This is a genomic window from Nonomuraea sp. NPDC049400 (assembly GCF_044466425.1).
Classification (GTDB): Bacteria; Actinomycetota; Actinomycetes; order Streptosporangiales; family Streptosporangiaceae; genus Nonomuraea.
On sequence record NZ_JBITMP010000023.1, the window covers coordinates 79,282 to 96,013 of the forward strand.

Sequence of the window (16,732 nt, forward strand, 5' to 3'; positions counted from 1 at the left end):
CCCCGGCGCGCTCATGGTCGCCCTGTCAGGGCCAGCCTCAGCCCGGCCTCCCTACGCGCCGCCGCCCGGGCCAGGTTGGGGGACATGACTTCCAAGACCACCACGACCATCCCGACCGCTCTGCCGCTCGCCGCCGGGCACTGGACCCTCGACCCGTTCCATTCGGCGGTCGGCTTCACGATCCGCCACCTCGGCATCTCGAAGGTGCGCGGCCAGTTCATGCGCTTCGAGGCGGACCTCATCGTCGGCGACACCCTCGACAGCTGTGCGGTCACCGCCACCGTCGCGCTCGACTCGGTCGACACCGGCAACGCCGACCGCGACGCCCACCTCAGCGCCCCCGACATGCTCGACGTCGCCAACCGCCCGGCCATGGTGTTCCGCTCCACCAGGATCGAAGGCGACGGCAGCGACTGGATCATGGAGGGCGACCTCACCATCGGTGAGGTGACCAGGTCCGTCACCTTCGACGTCGAGTTCGGCGGGGTGGAGGACTCCATCGTGGACGGACGGCGGCACGCCGGGTTCGAGGCGAAGGGCGAGATCCGCCGGAGCGACTTCGGTCTCGGCTTCGCCCCCGCCATCCTCGGTGACGCCGTGAAGATCCAGCTCGACATGCAGTTCGTCGAGCCCGAGTGACACCTCAGGACAGCCCGTGGCCGAGCGTCACCCTGGCCCAGCCGAGGTGAAGGCAGGGTAGCGGGGCAACTCGGCGACGTCCCACTCCGCGCTGGTCTCCAACCATGTCCGTACGACCTCGGCCACGGCGGGGAACTCGTCCCCGCCCCGGCCGAGTTCGTCCAGCAGGCGACTCCATCGGTAGCGCAGCACCTGGCGCCGGCTCGGCACCGGCGTCCGGGTGGCGTGCGTGGGCTGATCCTGCTCACGGGCCCGCGGCAGGAAGACCCACGTCATGAAAAGCGTCCACGTGGCCACAGCCTGCCGCACCCCCGCTTCCCAGATCTCGTCATCGGCCAGCTCGGGATGGACCGCGACCACCTGCGCGCGGTAGACGTCCTCGATCTCCGCTTCCGTCCCGGGCGGCAGCCGGAACACGCACCAGCACGTGGCGAACGGCATGCGTACGTAAGCCGCCTCGAGAAAGGCCGAGTGATATCCGGCGCTCTCGAAGTCGAGCACCCGCAGCCCGTCCGCGGTCAGCAGGTTGTTGTCCGGGCAGATGTCACCCGGCGTGAACACCGGATATCGCTCGCTGCCCGCCGTCAGCGCCGCCAGCTCCCCCTCGAGCCCCGCGGGCACAACGGGTGGCAGCACCTCTCCGAGATCGCGGAAGAAAGGCCGCCCCTTACCGTCTCCGGAGTAGGCGGCCCGAGAGCGTGCCCACTCCTGCTGTCGCCCTGCACCGGCCACGGCGATCCGCCCGTACGTCCGCGCCCACGCGAGCAGCCCTTCCCTCGCCGCTTCCGCCGACTCCCCCAGCAGCACGTCAGCCAGGCTCGGCGCGACACCGAGGTCCGACATCACGATGAGCGGGAAGGACGGATCCACGGCCAGCAGCCGGGGCCCGAACCCGTCACCGAGCGACAATCCGGCCGCCTCGGCCGCGAACCCCGCAGCATCCCGGTACGCCTTGACCACCACCGTGCCGCCATCGCCGGTCACGCACCGCAGGACGTCGCTGCGCGAACTCCCGCCCAGATCGACCGGCCTGCTGACCTTCTCCCCCAGAACCGCCGAGGCCGCCGCAAGGATGCTCTCCATGCCGAGACTCTAGAGGTCCTCCGGCTCGGACGCCCTGGCACACCCGAACAGCAGCTCGGGCAAACGGATCAGCGGACCAACCGGAAGAACGCGCGGATATCGGTGACCAGCAGGTCCGGCGCTTCCATCGCGGCGAAGTGGCCGCCCCGGTCGAACTCCGACCAGTGGACCACGTTGTGCTCGCGTTCGGCGACGCGGCGGATCCCGGCGTCGCCAGGGAAGATCGCCACCCCGGTGGGCACATCGGACTTCTCGACAGGCTGGCCCCAGTCGGTCGCGCCCTCCTTGTAGAGGCGGGCGGACGACCCCGCGGTGCCGGTGAGCCAGTAGATGGTGACGTCGGTGAGCAGCTGATCGCGGTCCACGGCCTCTTCGGGGAGGTCGTGAGCGGGGTCGGTCCACTCCTTGAACTTCTCCACGATCCAGGCCAGCTGACCGGCCGGGGAGTCGTGCAGGCCGAAGGCCAGCGTCTGCGGGCGGGTGGACTGGATCGCGGCGTAGCCCGCGCGGTCCTGGTCGGTGTAGAGGGCCAGCCGGGCCTGCTCTGCCGTTGTTAGACCCTGCAGCTCGCCGGGTTCGAAGGTCGGGAAGCCCAGAGCGCCGTTGACGTGGACGCCGATGACGTCGTCCGGGGCGACACGGCCGAGCTCGGGAGAGACCAACGAGCCGGTGTCGCCTCCCTGGGCTCCGTACCGGTCATAGCCGAGGCGGCTCATGAGCTCGGCCCAGGCGCGGGCCACCCGGCGCAGGTTCCAGCCGGTCTCGCGGGTGGGGCCGGAGAACCCGAAGCCGGGGAGGGAGGGCGCCACCACGTGGAAGGCGTCGGCCGGGTCGCCGCCGTGGGCGCGGGGGTCGGTGAGCGGGCCGATGACGTTCATGAACTCGGCGATCGAACCGGGCCAGCCGTGCGTGAGGATCAGCGGGAGCGCGTCCGGCTCGGGCGAGCGGACGTGCAGGAAGTGGATGTTCTGGCCGTCGATCTCGGTGGTGAACTGCGGGTACTCGTTGAGCGCCGCCTCGTGCTTCCGCCAGTCGTACGCCGTCCGCCAGTACTCGGCCAGTTCCTTGGCGTACGAGGACGGGACGCCGTACGACCAGCCGGTGCCGGGCAGCTCGTCCGGCCAGCGGGTGCGGGCCAGGCGGTCGCGGAGGTCGTCCAGGTCGGCCTGCGGGATGTCGATGCGGAACGGGTGGATTTTCGCCATGCCCAAGACGTTAGGAGCCGGTTAGGACGGATCCGGTCCTAGGTCGCGGGCAAGATTGGCGGCATGTTGGAGACCTCGGCTCGACTCCTCAGATTGTTGTCCCTCCTGCAGACCCACCGGGACTGGTCCGGCGCGGAGCTGGCGGAGCGGCTCGGCGTCACGACCCGGACCGTACGGCGGGATGTGGACCGGCTGCGGGAGCTCGGCTATCCCGTGCACGCCACGGCCGGCGCGCCGGGTTACCGGCTGGGCGCCGGGTCCGACCTGCCCCCGCTGCTGCTCGATGACGATGAGGCGGTCGCGGTCGCGGTGGGGCTGAGGACGGCCGCCGGGGGCACGGTCGCGGGGATCGAGGAGACGTCCGTACGGGCGCTCGCGAAGCTCGAACGGGTGCTGCCCACACGGCTGCGGCATCGTGTTCACGCGCTGCAGTCGATGACCGTGCCCATGACGGGGTCCTCGGCGCCGGTGGACCCCGAGGTGCTGACCGCCATCGCCGCCGCCTGCCGAGATCATGAGGGACTGCGGTTCGACTACCGGTCGCACGGGGGTCAGGAGAGCCGCCGCTCGGCCGAGCCCCATCGGCTCGTGCATTCGGGGCGCCGGTGGTATCTCGTGGGCTGGGACATCGACAAGGAGGACTGGCGGACGTACCGGGTCGACCGGCTGCGCCTGAGGACGCCGAACGGGCCGCGCTTCGTCCCCCGGGACCCGCCCGACGAGGACCTCGCCGCCTACATGTCCCGGGCGATCTCCAGCGCTCCGTACCGCTATCAGGCGCGCCTCACCATGCACGCCCCGGCGGAGGTCGTGACCGGGCACATGCCACCGACGATGGGAACGGTGGAGCCCGTCGACGCGGACACCTGCGTCCTGCTGTGCGGTGCGAACAACCTCGACGAGATCGTCGTGTGGGTCGCCCTGATGGACATCGGGTTCGAGGTGCATGACCCGCCGGAGCTGGTCGAGCGGATCGGCGTCATGGCCGACCGTCTCCGGGCGGCGTCAGGAACCGCGGGGCGCGCCCACCACCGTTCCTCCCGGTAGGGTCTGTCCGGATCGGTCCGGGAGGTCACGATCCGCGGAGCTGGGCGGTGGCGGAACGGGCGAGGTCGGTGGCCATCCGGCACAGCCGGTCCGTGGGGCGCGAGCCGCCGACCACGATGCGTACCTTCTCGACCGCGCTCTCGCCGCGCTGGTCGGCGTACGACCGGTAGATCACCTGGAGCAGGCAGGTCCCGCCGCCCTCGCCCTTCGGCGTGACGAAGGCCCGGTAGCCGTTGACGCGGATGGGCGTCCCGTCGTCCTCGGTGTTTCGCCGCAGTTCGCGGTCGAACTGCAGGTTCACCCACGTGTCGCCGGTGGTGCCGTCCCACGAGCACTGCCATCCGCCGAACCCTGGGTCGGGGCTGGTGGCGTCGACGCCCGGGACGGCCTCGAGGGCGTCGCCGCGCAGCAGCGCGCAGGCGTCCTTCTGGGCCAGGGAGGCGGCGGGCAGTGGCGGGGAGCGGCGTTCGATCGGGCCGCCGGCGAGTGCCTGGGCCGCGGTGGTGGTGGCGGCGTCGGCGATGGCGCACAAGTCGGCCTTGCCGTCCTCCTCCAGGTTCGCGATGACCTTCACGACAGTGTCCTCGACGCCGGGCGGCAAGAGCGTGCGCCGGCACACCTCGCTCTCGGCGGGGTGGTCGATGACCTCGATCGGGCCCACGGTCCTGGCCGGACGGGGTCCACGACGCCGCCCCGTCCTCGTCCTGCACGGCGTCGTACAGGGTGACCACGTGCGGGTGGTTGAAGGCGGCCAGGGCGCGGGCCTCGGCCTGTAAGCGGCTGAAGCCGGCGTTGTCCACGAGCATGCGTTTGAGCACGACATCCCGGTTCAGCAGCAGGTCGCGGGCGAGCCAGACCTCCGTGGCGCGGCTGCTGACAAGGCAGGTCTCCTGGCGGTAGCGCCCGCCGACCGTCATGCCGTCGCGCACCGCCCGATCCCCCCTCGTCGATCAACGAGAGCTTCGAATCTACTGGGTGAACGGGGAAATACACAGCGTTCTGGTCACACGTCCGAGAGCGTAGCGGGCGCCCTCGCGTCGGGGACTTCCCCTTCGTTTCGTGCTCTACGCCAGCGCCTTGGCGGCCGAGCCCGTCGCGGCCCGCTCCCGCGTGAGGCGGCGGCGCCGGGCCGGCAGCCCGAGCGTCGGGTTGGCTACTCCCCAGGCGGCGCCCTTGCAGACCAGTTCCTTGTAGACGGCGGCGAGCCGTCCGGTCAGGACCGCCTGCACGGCGCGGTCGTCGGCGGTGACGTACTGGATCAAGCCCTCCTTGCGGCCCAGCGAGATGCACTGGTTGAAGTAGCGGAGCGGCACGTTCGGGAGTTTCCCGCCGGTCAGGCGCGTCGCGATCGCGTCGGCGGCCTGCCACGCGGTCGGAATTCCCGAGGCGCACGACATCCGCAGCGGCTTGTCCCCTGGGCCCATCACCATGGCCGCGTCGCCGACGGCGTACACGTCCGGGTGCGAGAGCGAGCGCATGGTCCCGTCCACCACGATCTGGCCGTTGCCGGTGACCTCCAGGGCGGTCGCCTTCGCGATCGGGTGGACGGCGAATCCGGCGGTCCACACGGTGACCGCGGCCGGGATGACCGTGCCGTCGGCGGTGGCGACGCGGTCGGCTTCGACGCCGGCGACGGCGGCGTGCTCGTGCACGGTGATCCCGAGCTTGCCGAAGACCTTCCACAGGTGCTCGCGGCCCTTGGGCGAGAGCCAGTCGCCGAGGCCGCCGCTCGCGGCGAGGGCGACGTCGAGGTCCGGTCGGGCCTCGGCGATCTCGGTCGCGGCCTCCACACCGGTGAGGCCGCCGCCGACGACGACCACGGTCTGCCCGGCGTCGAGGCTGGCCAGGCGCTCGCGAAGCCGGAGCGCTCCGGCGCGGCCGGCGATCTCATAGGCGTGCTCGGCGGTCCCGGGGACGCCCTGGGCGTTCCAGCCGCTGCCGAGGGCGTAGACGAGAGTGTCGTAGGCGAGCTCTTCGGCGCCGGACCCGGGCGCGGTCAAGCCGGCGCCGGACCCGGGCGCGGTCAAGCCGGCGCCGTTCGCGTCGATGATGGTGACGGTCTTGCGGTCGACGTCGACGCCGGTGACCTTCGCGAGCCTCAGTTCGACGCCGGTGCCCGCGAACATCTCGCTGAACGGCCGGGGCTTGAGGTCCTGGCCGGTCGCCAGCTGGTGCATGCGGACACGTTCGACGAAGTCCGGCTCGGCGTTGACGAGGGTGATGGCGACGTCCTCGCGGCGGAGCCGCTTGGCGAGGCGGCCGGCGGCGATGGCCCCGGTGTATCCGGCTCCGAGGACGATGATGCGGTGCTGCATTTCCTTGCCCCTGTCTCGCGCGGGTTTTGCCCCTTGAACCGGGCAGCCCGCCGTTTGCTGACAGGTACGCGATGTGAAGCACCTCACATAGCGCTCAGAAGGCCTTGAACAGGGGCTCCCCGTGGTCGGCGGCCGCCCAGTGCGCGGTCGCGCGTTCGAGCTTGTCGGGGTTGACCTGGTTGCGGAACGCGGCGATGCCCTCGGCGGTGACCTCCAGGCACATGACGGCGACGACCCGGCCGTCCACGACGGCCACGACGGCGGGGCCGCCGTTGGCGGTCCAGGCGTAGACCTCGGGCGCGCCGCCGACCAGGGCGCGCTTGGCCTCGCTGGGTTTGAGCAGACCCCGCAGGAACCTCGCGACCGCGGCGGCGCCCTCGAACGCCTTGGCGCGGGCCGGGACCTTCCCGCCGCCGTCGCCGATCGAGATGACGTCCTCGGTGAGCAGGCGCACGAGCACCTCGGTCTGGCCGCTGGCGGCGGCCGCCAGGAACTCCTCGACGATCCGCCGGGCGGCGGCATCGTCGATCTCGCTGCGGGCCTTGCCGTCCGCGACGTGCTTCTTGGCGCGGTGGAAGAGCTGCTGGCTGGTGGCCTCGGCGATGTCGAGGATCTCGGCGATCTCCCGGTGCGGGTAGTCGAAGGCCTCCCGCAGCACGTACACCGCCCGCTCGTTGGGCGAGAGGCGCTCCATGAGGGTGAGGACCGCGTACGAGACCGCTTCGCGCTGCTCGGCGGTGTCGGCCGGGCCGAGCATCGGGTCCCCGGCGAGCAGCGGCTCGGGAAGCCATTGGCCCACATAGGTCTCGCGGCGCGCCCGCGCGGAGGTGAGCTGGTTGAGGCACAGGTTGGTGAGGACCTTCGTCAGCCAGGCCTCGGGCACCTCGATGCGGTCGACGTCGGCGGCCTGCCAGCGCAGGAACGTCTCCTGCACGGCGTCCTCGGCCTCCCCTGCGGAGCCGAGGAGGCGGTAGGCGATGGCCTCCAGGCGCGGCCTGGCTGCCTCGAACCGGTCGACGTCGTTCGCGGTCAAGGGCATGGCCCGATGCTAGCCCGCGCGACCCGCGACGCACGGCCCGAGCGTCGCCGATCCGTCGCTGGTCGACGCAGCGTCATCATGGCTGGGTACGTCGTTCGGCCAGCTCCTCCGCACTGACGGTCCTACGCGGCGTACTCGTACTCGGTGTGGCGTCGAAGACGGCGGCGCGTCCGGCAGGTTGCAGTGCTTGAGGGTTGACGTGGCACGGGGGACCGCCGTCGTAGGGTGGATCGCATGGCGAGGACCGCGGCACGACAGCCCGTACCCGCTCGGCGCGCGGACGCCGAGCGGAACATCGCTGCGATCCTCGAAGCCGGCGCCAGGCTGCTCAGCGCCGACCCCACGGCCAGCGTGGCCGACGTCGCCAAGGCCGCCGGGGTGGGCAGGGTGACGCTCTACGGCCACTTCCCGTCTCGGGAGGCGCTGGTGGACGCGGTGCTCGATCACGCGGTTGACGTGGCGGAGACGGTGCTGGCGGACGAGTCGATCGACACGGCGCCTGCGCCGGAGGCCATGGCGGGGCTGCTGCGGTCGTCCTGGGAGTTGCTCGACCGGCATCGCCGCCTGTTTCTGGCCGCTGACCGGGTGCTGGCCACGGAGCGGATCCGGGAGCACCATGACCGGCCGTTGCGGCGGGTCGAGCGGCTTATTGCGCGCGGGCAGCACGACGGCGACTTCCGGACCGACCTGCCGCTGGCCTGGCTGGTGACGACGTTCTTCTCGATCATCCACAGTGCCGCGCAGGAGCGTGAGGCGGGGCGGCTTGCGCCCGAGGAGTCCGAACAGGTGCTGATCACGACAATGCTGTCACTGCTCGCCCCGGCCGAGCGGCCCGCGCAAGCGTAGCCGCGCCGACGGCACGGTCGTGGGCCCGGCCCCTGCTGTGCAGTATTGCGGGACTACTCCCGACGTCGTAGTCCGGCCGGTCGTTGCTCCCGGTGAGGTAGTGCAAAAGGGTCCACGTGTGGGACGTCGTGGAGCCCTGGCTTGAGGACCATTGGCGTCATGAGAACCCCAGTCAGGTACCTCCACGGGGGGGCGTTGCTGGCCACCGGGCTGCTCGCGGGCGCGTTCGGGTACGGCGCGGCCAACGTGATCCCCACGTTCGGCGCCGTTCCGCTGGAGGTGCGCCTGACCTTCCACACCACGATGATGAAGGTCAACGAGCCGGTCATGCAGAGCGCGATGGCGCTGGCCATCCTCACCACCTTCGGCCTGGCGATCGCCGACCGGAGCCGGTGGCGCCGGCTGGCGTTCGGCGCCGGTGCGCTGGCGCTGGCCTCGCTGCTGATCACGGTGTTCGGCAACATCCCGCTGCACGCGCATTTCCGGAAGTGGGCCGCCGGCCCGGTCCCGGACGGTTACGCCGAGATCTTCCAGCAGTGGGAGCTGTTCCACACCCTGCGCACCCTGACCGCGCTGACCGCTTTCGTCCTGATCGTCACTGTCGTCGTCGTCGCCCGGCCCACTACCCGCTAAGGAAAGATCATGTTCTTGCGTATCGCGATCACCGCGCAGACCGTCGCCCTGCTGCTCCAGGCGGTCACCGCCGGGCTGCTGCTGGCCTCACCCAGCGGCCGGATGGCGCACAGCGCCACGGCCCTCGGTGTCGTGGTCACCGTGCTGCTGTACCTGGTCGCCGCGCTGGTGTCGCGGCGGCTGGGCGCCATCCTGCCCGCCGCCGGCATGCTGGTGATGACGCTGGCCCAGATGGCGCTGGGCATGGCGCACGTGAAGAGCCTGCACGTGCCGCTCGGCGTGCTGATGTTCGGGGTGAGCATGGTGCAGCTGGCACGGGTCTGGTCCGTCAGCCGCACTCAGATGGCGTCGGCATGACGAGGACCGTGGCGATCATCACCCGGTTCACCGGCTACCGGGGCCGCTGCACCCCGCACTGCACGTTCGAGGTGGCCGCAACGACGGCATCACCCTCGACCGTCAGCGGCTGATCGACCACGCCGACCCATGAACGTCACCCCACTTCGTAACCGGCCTCTTCCACAACATTCCTGATCTCCGCGTCGTCGAGCGGGCCGTCAGAAGTGACGGTGACCTGCCCGGTCGCCAGCTCGACAGCCACCGAGGAGACCCCGGCAACCTTGCCGATCTCGGTCTTCACCTTGCCGGCGCACCCACTGCAGGTCATCCCCGACACCTTGTACGTGCTCGTGCTCATCGCCATGTCTCCTCTCGATACCCCAAGTGGGTATGCGAAAGGAGACGGTACGCCCCGATCACTTCCAAGGCAAGACATACGGGGTAGGGGTATATGAGACTCATGTCACATTGCGGCGAACATACCCCCTATAGGTATGTTCACAGGCATGAGAAGAATCAACAGGATCATCGTTGTCGGTGCTTCGCTGGCCGGGTTGCGGGCCGTGCAGGCGCTGCGCCGGGAGGGCTTCGAGGGCGAGGTCACGCTGGTCGGAGCCGAGACGCACGTCCCGTACAACCGCCCGCCGCTCTCCAAGAGCGTGCTGCGGGGCGACGACGACGTCACGCTCCCGGGTGCGGAGGAGCTCGGCGACCAGTGGCTGCGCGGTCGGCAGGCCGTACACCTTGACGTCCGGAACCGGACGGTCAGCCTTGACGACGGCACCGCGGTCGGCTACGACGGCCTCGTCATCGCCAGCGGCGCGCGCCCGCGACGGCTCGACGGCGTGCACACCCTCCGCACCCTCGAGGACGCGCTGGCACTGCGCGCGGAGCTCGAGTCGGGACACGAGCACGTGCTGGTCATCGGCGGCGGCTTCATCGGGGGAGAGGTGGCCTCCACGGCACGGCAGCTCGGCAGGAAAGTCACCCTCGTCGACTCCGCGCCGTACCCCATGCGCGCCGGACTGGGCGAGGACGCGTCACTCTGGCTGGCCGCGCACCACGAGCGCAACGGCGTCGAGCTCATCACGAATGTCCGGGTCACCGCCGTGAACGGCGGTCAGGTACGGCTCAGCGACGGCCGTTCCATCGCCGCGGACCTGGTCGTCGGGGGCATGGGCGTGGTGCCGAACACGGAATGGCTGGACGGCAGCGGTCTGGCCGTGGACGACGGCGTGCTGTGCGAGCCGACGCTGTTCGCGACGAGGTCGACCGACATCGTGGCCGCGGGGGATGTCGCGCGCTGGCCGCACGGACTCTTCGACGGTGAGATGGTGCGCATCGAGCACTGGGCCAACGCCAACGAGCAGGGCGCGGTCGCCGCCCGTAATCTGCTGGCCGGACCGGAGAACGCTCAACCTTTCCTGGAGGTGCCGAACTTCGCCACCCATGTGCACGGCGCCCGCATCCAGACGGCTGGGCTGCCGCACCTCGCGGACGCGGCGAGCATCGCCACCGGCTCCCCTGAAGAAGATCGCTTCGCCGTGGCCTTCACTCGCCGGGGCGTGCCGGTGGGCGCCGTCGCGGTCAACTCCCCCAAGGACCTGATCCAGCTCAAGCGGGCGATCATCGCGCGCAAGACGGTCTGACTACGATCGCAGGTAGCATTGCCGGCATGATGCGCGGCCTCGGCGAACTCGAATCCACGATCATGGACCGGATGTGGGCCCGGCGCAGGCCCGCCTCCGTACGAGACGTCTTGGAAGACCTTCGCCAGGAGCGGACCATCGCCTACACCACCGTGATGACCGTGATGGACAAGCTGCACACCAAGGGCCTGCTCAAGCGCCGGCCCGTCGGTCGCGCCTACGTCTACGAACCGGTCGCCTCCAAGGAGGCATACACCGCCGACCTGATGCGCAGCGCGCTGGCAGACAGCGGCAACCAGGCCGCCACGCTGGTGCACTTCCTGGAGCGGCTGACCGCGGAGGAGGCCGCGGCGCTGGAGGCGGCGCTGCAGGTGTTCCCGCACCGAGGCAGCCGAGCATGATCGCCGCCATCGTCCTGCTGCTCTATACGGTCGTGGCCGCGATCTGGTTGCCCCGGCTTGGTCGGCGGGCGGCAGGCTGGGCCGATCGGGCGCCCCGGCTGGCGATCGCGCTGTGGCAGGCCGCGGCCGCTTCGGTGGTCGCCTCGGTGCTGCTGGCCGCGCTGGCCTTCGCCGTTCCCCCCGAGGTCGTGGGGCACGGTTTGGCCGGGCTGTTCGAGGCCTGCGCCGACATGCTGAACGACGGGTCCGGGCTCACGTCGGCAGGCGCAGGTGCGCTGCTCGCGGCGGGAGCGGTGCTGGCCCGGGTCGCCTATTGCGGGGCGGCCGTCCTGGTCAGGGCCCGCATGGAACGTCGCGAGCACGCGGCGCTGCTCAGTCTCCTGGGTCGGCGCGACAGCGACCTCGGCGCGGTCGTGATCGAGTACGACGAGCGCCTGGCCTACTGTGTGCCCGGCAGGCACGCCCAGATGGTCATCACCACGGGAGCGCTGCAAAGCCTGGCTCCCGAGCAGGTCGCCGCGGTGCTGGAGCACGAGCGGGCGCATCTGCGGGGACGCCACCATCTGGTGCTGGCCGGCGGAGAGGCGCTGGCCCGCGCTTTCCCGCGCGTCCCGCTGTTCGAGCGGGCCAGGACGGAGATCGCCCGGCTGATCGAGCTGCTGGCCGACGACGTCGCCGCGCGCCGCCACCCGCGTGTGCAGATCGCCGCCGCGCTGGTCCGCCTGGCCACCGGTCGCGCGCCTGCGTTCACGCTGGGCGCGGGTGGCGAGACAGCGCTCACCCGGGTGCGCCGCATGCTCAACCCCGAGGCACCGCTCGGCCGCCGCGAGCGCCTGACCGGGCTGCTTGCGGTCGCCCTGCTGCTGGGTGGACCCGCGATGGTCGCGCTGGTGCCCGGCCTCAGCTCCTTCCTGGCACATCACTGCCATTCGCTCCTCACCCTCTGACCTACTAGTATCGATAGTAGACTCCGCGTCATGCGAGGAATTCACGCTGCCGCGCTGGCGCTCCTGGTGCTGGTGCTGGGGGCCTGCGGGCAGTCCGGTGAGCCGGCGCAGACCGATCCAGGCGTCGGGCATGTTCACGGCATCGGCGTCGACCCCGCCGACGGCGCCCTCTACCTTGCCGGACACTACGGCTTGTTCAAGGTCACGTCCGCCAACGCCGCCCAGCGCGTCGCCGGACGCGTACAGGATCACATGGGATTCACCGTGATCGGCCCCAAGACCTTTCTCGCCAGCGGACACCCTGGCGAGGCCGACACCGGCTCCCCGCCCCATCTCGGCCTGATCCGTACTGACAATGCCGGCACAACGTGGGAAACGATCTCGGAGCGCGGCGCCGCCGATTTTCACGCCCTTCAACCGGCTGGGAGCACCCTCTACGCCTACGACAGCCAGACCAGTCGTCTTCGGGCAAGCGTGGACGGGGGCACGACCTGGCGGCTGGGCGCCGAGGAGGAGATCATCGACCTTGCCGCCAACGCCGCACGGCCTGAACGCGTCTACGCAGCCACGACCGACGGCGTGCAAGTGAGCGAGAACGGCGGCATGGATTTCGAGCCGGTGAAGAACGCACCCTTGCTCAGCCAGATCGAGGCTCCCACAGCCGACCTCTTGATCGGGCAGGACACCGAAGGCCAGGTGCACCTGAGCGCCGACGACGGCGAAACGTGGCGGAAGAGCGGTCGGCTCCCGGCTCCGGCGGCCGCGTTCACCGCCGTCGACCGGCAACGCCTCCTCGCCGCATCCGAGGACGGCACCGTGTACGAATCAAAGAACGGCGGCACGGACTTCACCGTCATCTTCCGCCCTACCAGCGGCTGATGTCAGGTTGGGCCTTCTCCGCCCGGCGACTCGGCAGTCCTCACCCTGGTGGCGTAGAACACCACCACGGCCTCACAGTCACGCAGTGGAATTGTGACGAGAATCACGATCGCACCCTTTATGCGACATCTCCATAAACCCGTATGGGGCATCGGTTCGGATGGCCTGCCGTCCATCCCTTCAGAAAAGGGCATCCGGAACATTTGGCCCGCCCGCTTTGGTGGAGTCGGTGTGCAGCGCGTTAGAGCTGTGCTATGCGGGAAGTTGCGCTGCACCGCTGGGCAGCGGTTAGCATTCACGGGATGGTTACGGCCTGGTCACGCTCCGGCTTGCTGCGAGCCCGCACTTCTGCGGGGCCGCTGAGTTTGCCGTGGTTAGCCGCGCTGCTTCTCAGCATCCTGTTCACACACGGGGTGAGCGCTGCGTGCGCCGAGGAGCATCTCACGCAGATCTAGATTCCGGCGTCGCCGGCTATTCGCCGCCTCCTGAGAATCGACAGTCCCCGGCTCCGACCGGCTGGGGCGGTCACGTGCGGCCGGTTCCCGTCACCCAGACGCCCGTGTGCCGTGCTGCCGTGCGGGATCTGTTTCCCGGTGTCCGCCTGGAACTTTGCTGATCTCCGCCAGCCGCGCTCTCCACAACCGTGAGCAGCGGCTGCTACCTGGAGGAACCATGCCGTTCCACTCCCTTACTCACCCTCGCATCGGCCGTCCCGCTGCCAGTGCTTCGTGGCTGCTCCGGCTGGTGGCCGTCGTCCTGGGCGGTCTGCTGCTGTGGGCGTTCCTCTGTTCTGCCACGCATGACAGCGACGGTCATACACATGACGGCGCCGAGCATCTCCCGGTTGCGGCACAGGCCCTCGAGCGGGAGACGTCCCACGCTCCGCATCCACACCCTGGCTCTGAGTGCGCGCCCTACGCGGCCAGCCATGTGCTGCCGCAAGCCCGGCAGCTGTTCACGGGCTCGGCCCCCCTGGCTGCCTTCGCCGCAGGGGCGATAGGAGTGACTGCCACCGTGGCTGTCCAGCGGCCGGCCGTGCGTCCCAACGGCACCAGATGCCGGATACGGCGTTACGGCCGAACCAGACTCTCCGTCGTCTGTCAGTGGCGGCTCTAGACCGGGGCTTTCGCAGCCCCTCGACAGCGGCTGCCGCGTGCTGCCACCAAGGCCCAGGCGCATGCCTCGTCCAGGCGGCACCGCACGCGAGATGAGCATCCCGTCACGCCACCACTGAATAGAGCGGAAAGATGCACCCGCAAACCACCACTGACATCACACCTGCCAGCCGCTCCGCCCTTTCCGGGCTCGTCGGCAACACCCCGGTTCTCCGGATTTCCGAGCCCTTGGCCCCAGCTGATCGCGGTTTCTGGGCGAAGCTAGAGGGCTTCAACCCCGGCGGGATCAAGGACCGCCCCGGGCTGCACATGGTCGAGCAGGCCCGTGCCCGCGGGGATCTCCGCCCCGGCGGCAGGATCATCGAATCCACCAGCGGCACCCTGGGCCTCGGCCTCGCCCTGGCCGGCATGGTCTTCGGGCACCCGGTCACCCTGGTCACCGACCCGGGGCTCGAGCGGTCCATGACCCGGCTGCTGACCGCGTACGGAGCCCAGGTCAACGTCGTCTCCGAACCCCACCCCACCGGCGGCTGGCAGCAGGCCCGCCGTGAACGGGTGGCCCAGCTCATGAAGCAGCACCCGGGCTCGTGGTGCCCGGATCAGTACAACAACCCGGACAACACCACCGCCTACACCCCGCTGGCGCTGGAGCTGGCCTCCGAACTGGACCGCATCGACATACTGGTGTGCAGCGTGGGCACCGGTGGGCACTCCGCCGGCGTTTCCCGTGTTCTGCAGCACCTCTATCCGGAGATGAAGCTCGTCGGCGTCGACACCGTCGGCTCGACCATCTTCGGACAGCCCGCCCGTACCCGGCTGATGCGCGGCCTGGGATCGAGCATCTACCCGCGCAACGTCGCCTACGACAACTTCAGCGAGGTCCACTGGGTCGCACCGGCCGAGGCAGTGTGGACCTGCCGACAGCTCGCCGCGTCCCACTACGCCACCGGTGGGTGGAGCGTGGGTGCGGTCGCCCTGGTGGCCGGATGGCTGGCCCGCACCCTGCCCGCGGACACGAAGATCGCAGCGATCTTCCCCGACGGCCCCCAGCGTTACCTGGGCACGGTCTACGACGACGACTACTGCGCCGCCCACGGCCTGCTCGACTCCCCTCCGCCCGTCGAGCCCGAGGTGATCGGCCGCCTGGACGAGAAGGAGGTCACCCGCTGGACCCGGTGCACCACCGTGGTCGACCCGCTCACCCTGGCGGACCAGGCGCAGGAATCCGACGCGGAGGAGGCCCCGTGAAGGAGACCATCGCGCAGGTGCGCTCCTACCCGCGTAGCGTCCAGCTGTTGATGGTGAACCAGTTCACCATCAACCTCGGCTTCTACATGCTGATGCCGTACCTGGCCGCCCACCTCTCCGGAACACTCGCGCTGGCCGGCTGGATCGTCGGGCTCGTTCTCGGTGTACGCAACTTCAGCCAGCAGGGCATGTTCCTGGTCGGTGGCACCCTGGCCGACCGACTCGGCTACAAGCCGATGATCATTGCCGGGTTGATGCTCCGCATCGTCGGCTTCGCCACCCTCGGGCTCGTGGACTCCGTCCCTGCCCTGCTGGCTGCCTCCGCCGCCACCGGGCTGGCAGGAGCCCTGTTCAACCCAGCCGTCAGGGCCTATCTGGCGGCGGACGCCGGGGAGCGCCGGGTCGAGGCGTTCGCGCTGTTCAACGTCTTCTACCAGGCGGGTATCCTTCTCGGCCCGCTGGTGGGCATGGTGCTGACCGGCGTCGACTTCCGCGTCACCTGCCTGGTGTCGGCCGGCATCTTCGCCCTGCTGAGCATCGTGCAGATCCATGCCCTGCCGGCCCGGCGCGCGGGCGACGTGCAGGCCACCAAGGCAGCCGGCCAGCGGGAACGGGTGCTGTCCCAGTGGCGCGGCATCGTGGCCAACCGGCCGTTCCTGCTGTTCTCGGTAGCCATGATCGGCTCCTACGTCATGCAGTTCCAGGTCTATCTCGCCCTGCCGCTGGAGGTTAAACGGCTCGGCAGAGACGGGGAGTTCGGCACGGTGGCGGTGGCGGTGCTGTTCGCTGTCTCGGGCTTGACCACGATCCTCTTCCAGACCAAGGTCACCGCCTGGTGCAAGGCCCGGATGGAGCCAGGAAGAGCTCTTACGTGGGGGCTGCTCACCATGGGCGTGGGGTTCGTGCCCCTGCTCGTACCCACCGTGGTCACTGTGCCGGACGGCGGGGTGGGGCTGTGGCTGCTGGCGGCGGCGCCACCGACGCTCTCCGCGTTGCTCCTCGCGGTAGGCACAATGATCGCCTATCCGTTCGAGATGGACACCATCGTCCGGCTCTCCGGTGACCAGCTCGTCGCCACCCACTACGGACTCTACAACACCATCTGTGGTGTCGGCATCACCCTCGGCAACCTGCTAACCGGCGCGGCCCTGGACGCAGCCCGCACGGCAGGCGCCTCCGCGCTTCCATGGATCGCGTTGTTCACGCTCGGCCTGGTCTGTGCCGCCGCTCTGTACGGCCTGCACCGGACCGGCCGCCTGGCGCCGCCGACCGTGCGCGCAGCAAAGCCCGCGCCCATAACGGCCTGATCTGCAGCTCCGCGTCGGGGCGCGTACAACGCATCGGGCC

The 16,732-nt window shown here is 70.1% G+C and carries 18 protein-coding genes; 12 read left to right on the forward strand and 6 right to left on the reverse strand.

Features of this window, described 5'->3' with window-relative positions; genetic code table 11:
• Positions 1-84 precede the first annotated feature (84 nt).
• Positions 85-639 (forward strand): YceI family protein, encoded by a 555-nt coding sequence (locus ACIBVN_RS32145; RefSeq protein ID WP_397142789.1) that lies wholly within the window; start codon positions 85-87, stop codon positions 637-639.
• 27 nt (positions 640-666) lie between these two features.
• Here ACIBVN_RS32145 and ACIBVN_RS32150 read toward each other — a convergent pair whose 3' ends face one another.
• On the reverse strand, positions 667-1,722 hold the full coding sequence (locus tag ACIBVN_RS32150; RefSeq protein ID WP_397142791.1) for a hypothetical protein: 1,056 nt from the start codon (positions 1,720-1,722) through the stop codon (positions 667-669).
• Positions 1,723-1,790: 68 nt separating this feature from the next.
• Positions 1,791-2,927 (reverse strand): epoxide hydrolase family protein, encoded by a 1,137-nt coding sequence (locus ACIBVN_RS32155; RefSeq protein ID WP_397142793.1) that lies wholly within the window; start codon positions 2,925-2,927, stop codon positions 1,791-1,793.
• 63 nt (positions 2,928-2,990) lie between these two features.
• Here ACIBVN_RS32155 and ACIBVN_RS32160 point away from each other — a divergent pair, with 63 nt between their 5' ends.
• Positions 2,991-3,974 carry a helix-turn-helix transcriptional regulator gene (locus ACIBVN_RS32160; protein WP_397142795.1) on the forward strand — a complete coding sequence of 328 codons (984 nt, stop codon included), beginning with the start codon at positions 2,991-2,993 and terminating at the stop codon, positions 3,972-3,974.
• Positions 3,975-3,999: 25 nt separating this feature from the next.
• On the opposite strand, the gene ACIBVN_RS32165 is transcribed toward ACIBVN_RS32160, so the two are convergent.
• Positions 4,000-4,548: a DUF3558 family protein gene (locus ACIBVN_RS32165; protein ID WP_397142797.1), complete on the reverse strand. Its 549-nt coding sequence runs from the start codon at positions 4,546-4,548 to the stop codon at positions 4,000-4,002.
• Between ACIBVN_RS32165 and ACIBVN_RS32170 the strand changes: the two genes are divergently transcribed.
• Positions 4,538-4,750, forward strand: a complete 213-nt coding sequence (locus tag ACIBVN_RS32170; RefSeq protein ID WP_397142799.1) for a hypothetical protein — start codon at positions 4,538-4,540, stop codon at positions 4,748-4,750. The genes ACIBVN_RS32165 and ACIBVN_RS32170 overlap by 11 nt on opposite strands.
• 288 nt (positions 4,751-5,038) lie before the next feature.
• Here the strand turns inward: ACIBVN_RS32170 and ACIBVN_RS32175 are convergent, their stop codons facing one another.
• The gene (locus ACIBVN_RS32175; protein ID WP_397142801.1) at positions 5,039-6,289 is read right to left on the reverse strand and encodes an NAD(P)/FAD-dependent oxidoreductase; all 1,251 of its coding nucleotides are present in this window, start codon (positions 6,287-6,289) and stop codon (positions 5,039-5,041) included.
• A gap of 94 nt (positions 6,290-6,383) precedes the next feature.
• Positions 6,384-7,328, reverse strand: coding sequence for an RNA polymerase sigma-70 factor (locus tag ACIBVN_RS32180; protein WP_397142803.1), 945 nt, complete (start codon positions 7,326-7,328; stop codon positions 6,384-6,386).
• A gap of 234 nt (positions 7,329-7,562) precedes the next feature.
• On the opposite strand from ACIBVN_RS32180, the gene ACIBVN_RS32185 reads away from it, so the two are divergent.
• From ACIBVN_RS32185 to ACIBVN_RS32195, 3 genes are all read left to right on the forward strand, one after another.
• Positions 7,563-8,174: a TetR/AcrR family transcriptional regulator gene (locus ACIBVN_RS32185; protein WP_397142805.1), complete on the forward strand. Its 612-nt coding sequence runs from the start codon at positions 7,563-7,565 to the stop codon at positions 8,172-8,174.
• A 159-nt stretch (positions 8,175-8,333) separates the two neighbouring features.
• On the forward strand, positions 8,334-8,807 hold the full coding sequence (locus ACIBVN_RS32190; protein WP_397142807.1) for an anthrone oxygenase family protein: 474 nt from the start codon (positions 8,334-8,336) through the stop codon (positions 8,805-8,807).
• Between the two features lie 9 nt (positions 8,808-8,816).
• On the forward strand, positions 8,817-9,164 hold the full coding sequence (locus ACIBVN_RS32195) for a hypothetical protein (protein ID WP_397142809.1): 348 nt from the start codon (positions 8,817-8,819) through the stop codon (positions 9,162-9,164).
• A 136-nt stretch (positions 9,165-9,300) separates the two neighbouring features.
• Here ACIBVN_RS32195 and ACIBVN_RS32200 read toward each other — a convergent pair whose 3' ends face one another.
• Positions 9,301-9,504: a heavy-metal-associated domain-containing protein gene (locus ACIBVN_RS32200; protein WP_397142811.1), complete on the reverse strand. Its 204-nt coding sequence runs from the start codon at positions 9,502-9,504 to the stop codon at positions 9,301-9,303.
• 148 nt (positions 9,505-9,652) lie between these two features.
• Here ACIBVN_RS32200 and ACIBVN_RS32205 point away from each other — a divergent pair, with 148 nt between their 5' ends.
• The 6 genes from ACIBVN_RS32205 (at position 9,653) to ACIBVN_RS32230 (ending at position 16,692) form a co-directional block, all read left to right on the forward strand.
• Positions 9,653-10,795 (forward strand): NAD(P)/FAD-dependent oxidoreductase, encoded by a 1,143-nt coding sequence (locus tag ACIBVN_RS32205; RefSeq protein WP_397142813.1) that lies wholly within the window; start codon positions 9,653-9,655, stop codon positions 10,793-10,795.
• Positions 10,796-10,821: 26 nt separating this feature from the next.
• Complete coding sequence (locus ACIBVN_RS32210) at positions 10,822-11,196, forward strand: BlaI/MecI/CopY family transcriptional regulator (RefSeq protein WP_397142815.1); 375 nt, start codon at positions 10,822-10,824, stop codon at positions 11,194-11,196.
• Positions 11,193-12,143 carry a M56 family metallopeptidase gene (locus ACIBVN_RS32215; protein ID WP_397142817.1) on the forward strand — a complete coding sequence of 317 codons (951 nt, stop codon included), beginning with the start codon at positions 11,193-11,195 and terminating at the stop codon, positions 12,141-12,143. Before ACIBVN_RS32210 ends, ACIBVN_RS32215 begins: the two co-directional genes overlap by 4 nt.
• A 66-nt stretch (positions 12,144-12,209) precedes the next feature.
• Entirely contained in the window at positions 12,210-13,022 is an 813-nt protein-coding gene (locus tag ACIBVN_RS32220) for a F510_1955 family glycosylhydrolase (protein WP_397142819.1), read from the forward strand.
• A 1,247-nt stretch (positions 13,023-14,269) separates the two neighbouring features.
• Positions 14,270-15,385: a PLP-dependent cysteine synthase family protein gene (locus tag ACIBVN_RS32225; RefSeq protein WP_397142821.1), complete on the forward strand. Its 1,116-nt coding sequence runs from the start codon at positions 14,270-14,272 to the stop codon at positions 15,383-15,385.
• Positions 15,382-16,692 carry an MDR family MFS transporter gene (locus ACIBVN_RS32230; protein ID WP_397142823.1) on the forward strand — a complete coding sequence of 437 codons (1,311 nt, stop codon included), beginning with the start codon at positions 15,382-15,384 and terminating at the stop codon, positions 16,690-16,692. The genes ACIBVN_RS32225 and ACIBVN_RS32230 overlap by 4 nt, the downstream gene beginning before the upstream one ends.
• Positions 16,693-16,732 lie beyond the last annotated feature (40 nt).

What these genes read in the sequence shown, in the direction of transcription:
- ACIBVN_RS32145 (WP_397142789.1), top strand. Translation starts at nt 85, where the DNA reads ATGACTTCCAAGACCACCACGACCATCCCGACCGCTCTGCCGCTCGCC.
- ACIBVN_RS32150 (WP_397142791.1), bottom strand. Translation starts at nt 1,722, where the DNA reads ATGGAGAGCATCCTTGCGGCGGCCTCGGCGGTTCTGGGGGAGAAGGTC.
- ACIBVN_RS32155 (WP_397142793.1), bottom strand. Translation starts at nt 2,927, where the DNA reads ATGGCGAAAATCCACCCGTTCCGCATCGACATCCCGCAGGCCGACCTG.
- ACIBVN_RS32160 (WP_397142795.1), top strand. Translation starts at nt 2,991, where the DNA reads ATGTTGGAGACCTCGGCTCGACTCCTCAGATTGTTGTCCCTCCTGCAG.
- ACIBVN_RS32170 (WP_397142799.1), top strand. Translation starts at nt 4,538, where the DNA reads ATGACCTTCACGACAGTGTCCTCGACGCCGGGCGGCAAGAGCGTGCGC.
- ACIBVN_RS32175 (WP_397142801.1), bottom strand. Translation starts at nt 6,289, where the DNA reads ATGCAGCACCGCATCATCGTCCTCGGAGCCGGATACACCGGGGCCATC.
- ACIBVN_RS32180 (WP_397142803.1), bottom strand. Translation starts at nt 7,328, where the DNA reads ATGCCCTTGACCGCGAACGACGTCGACCGGTTCGAGGCAGCCAGGCCG.
- ACIBVN_RS32185 (WP_397142805.1), top strand. Translation starts at nt 7,563, where the DNA reads ATGGCGAGGACCGCGGCACGACAGCCCGTACCCGCTCGGCGCGCGGAC.
- ACIBVN_RS32190 (WP_397142807.1), top strand. Translation starts at nt 8,334, where the DNA reads ATGAGAACCCCAGTCAGGTACCTCCACGGGGGGGCGTTGCTGGCCACC.
- ACIBVN_RS32195 (WP_397142809.1), top strand. Translation starts at nt 8,817, where the DNA reads ATGTTCTTGCGTATCGCGATCACCGCGCAGACCGTCGCCCTGCTGCTC.
- ACIBVN_RS32200 (WP_397142811.1), bottom strand. Translation starts at nt 9,504, where the DNA reads ATGAGCACGAGCACGTACAAGGTGTCGGGGATGACCTGCAGTGGGTGC.
- ACIBVN_RS32205 (WP_397142813.1), top strand. Translation starts at nt 9,653, where the DNA reads ATGAGAAGAATCAACAGGATCATCGTTGTCGGTGCTTCGCTGGCCGGG.
- ACIBVN_RS32210 (WP_397142815.1), top strand. Translation starts at nt 10,822, where the DNA reads ATGATGCGCGGCCTCGGCGAACTCGAATCCACGATCATGGACCGGATG.
- ACIBVN_RS32215 (WP_397142817.1), top strand. Translation starts at nt 11,193, where the DNA reads ATGATCGCCGCCATCGTCCTGCTGCTCTATACGGTCGTGGCCGCGATC.
- ACIBVN_RS32225 (WP_397142821.1), top strand. Translation starts at nt 14,270, where the DNA reads ATGCACCCGCAAACCACCACTGACATCACACCTGCCAGCCGCTCCGCC.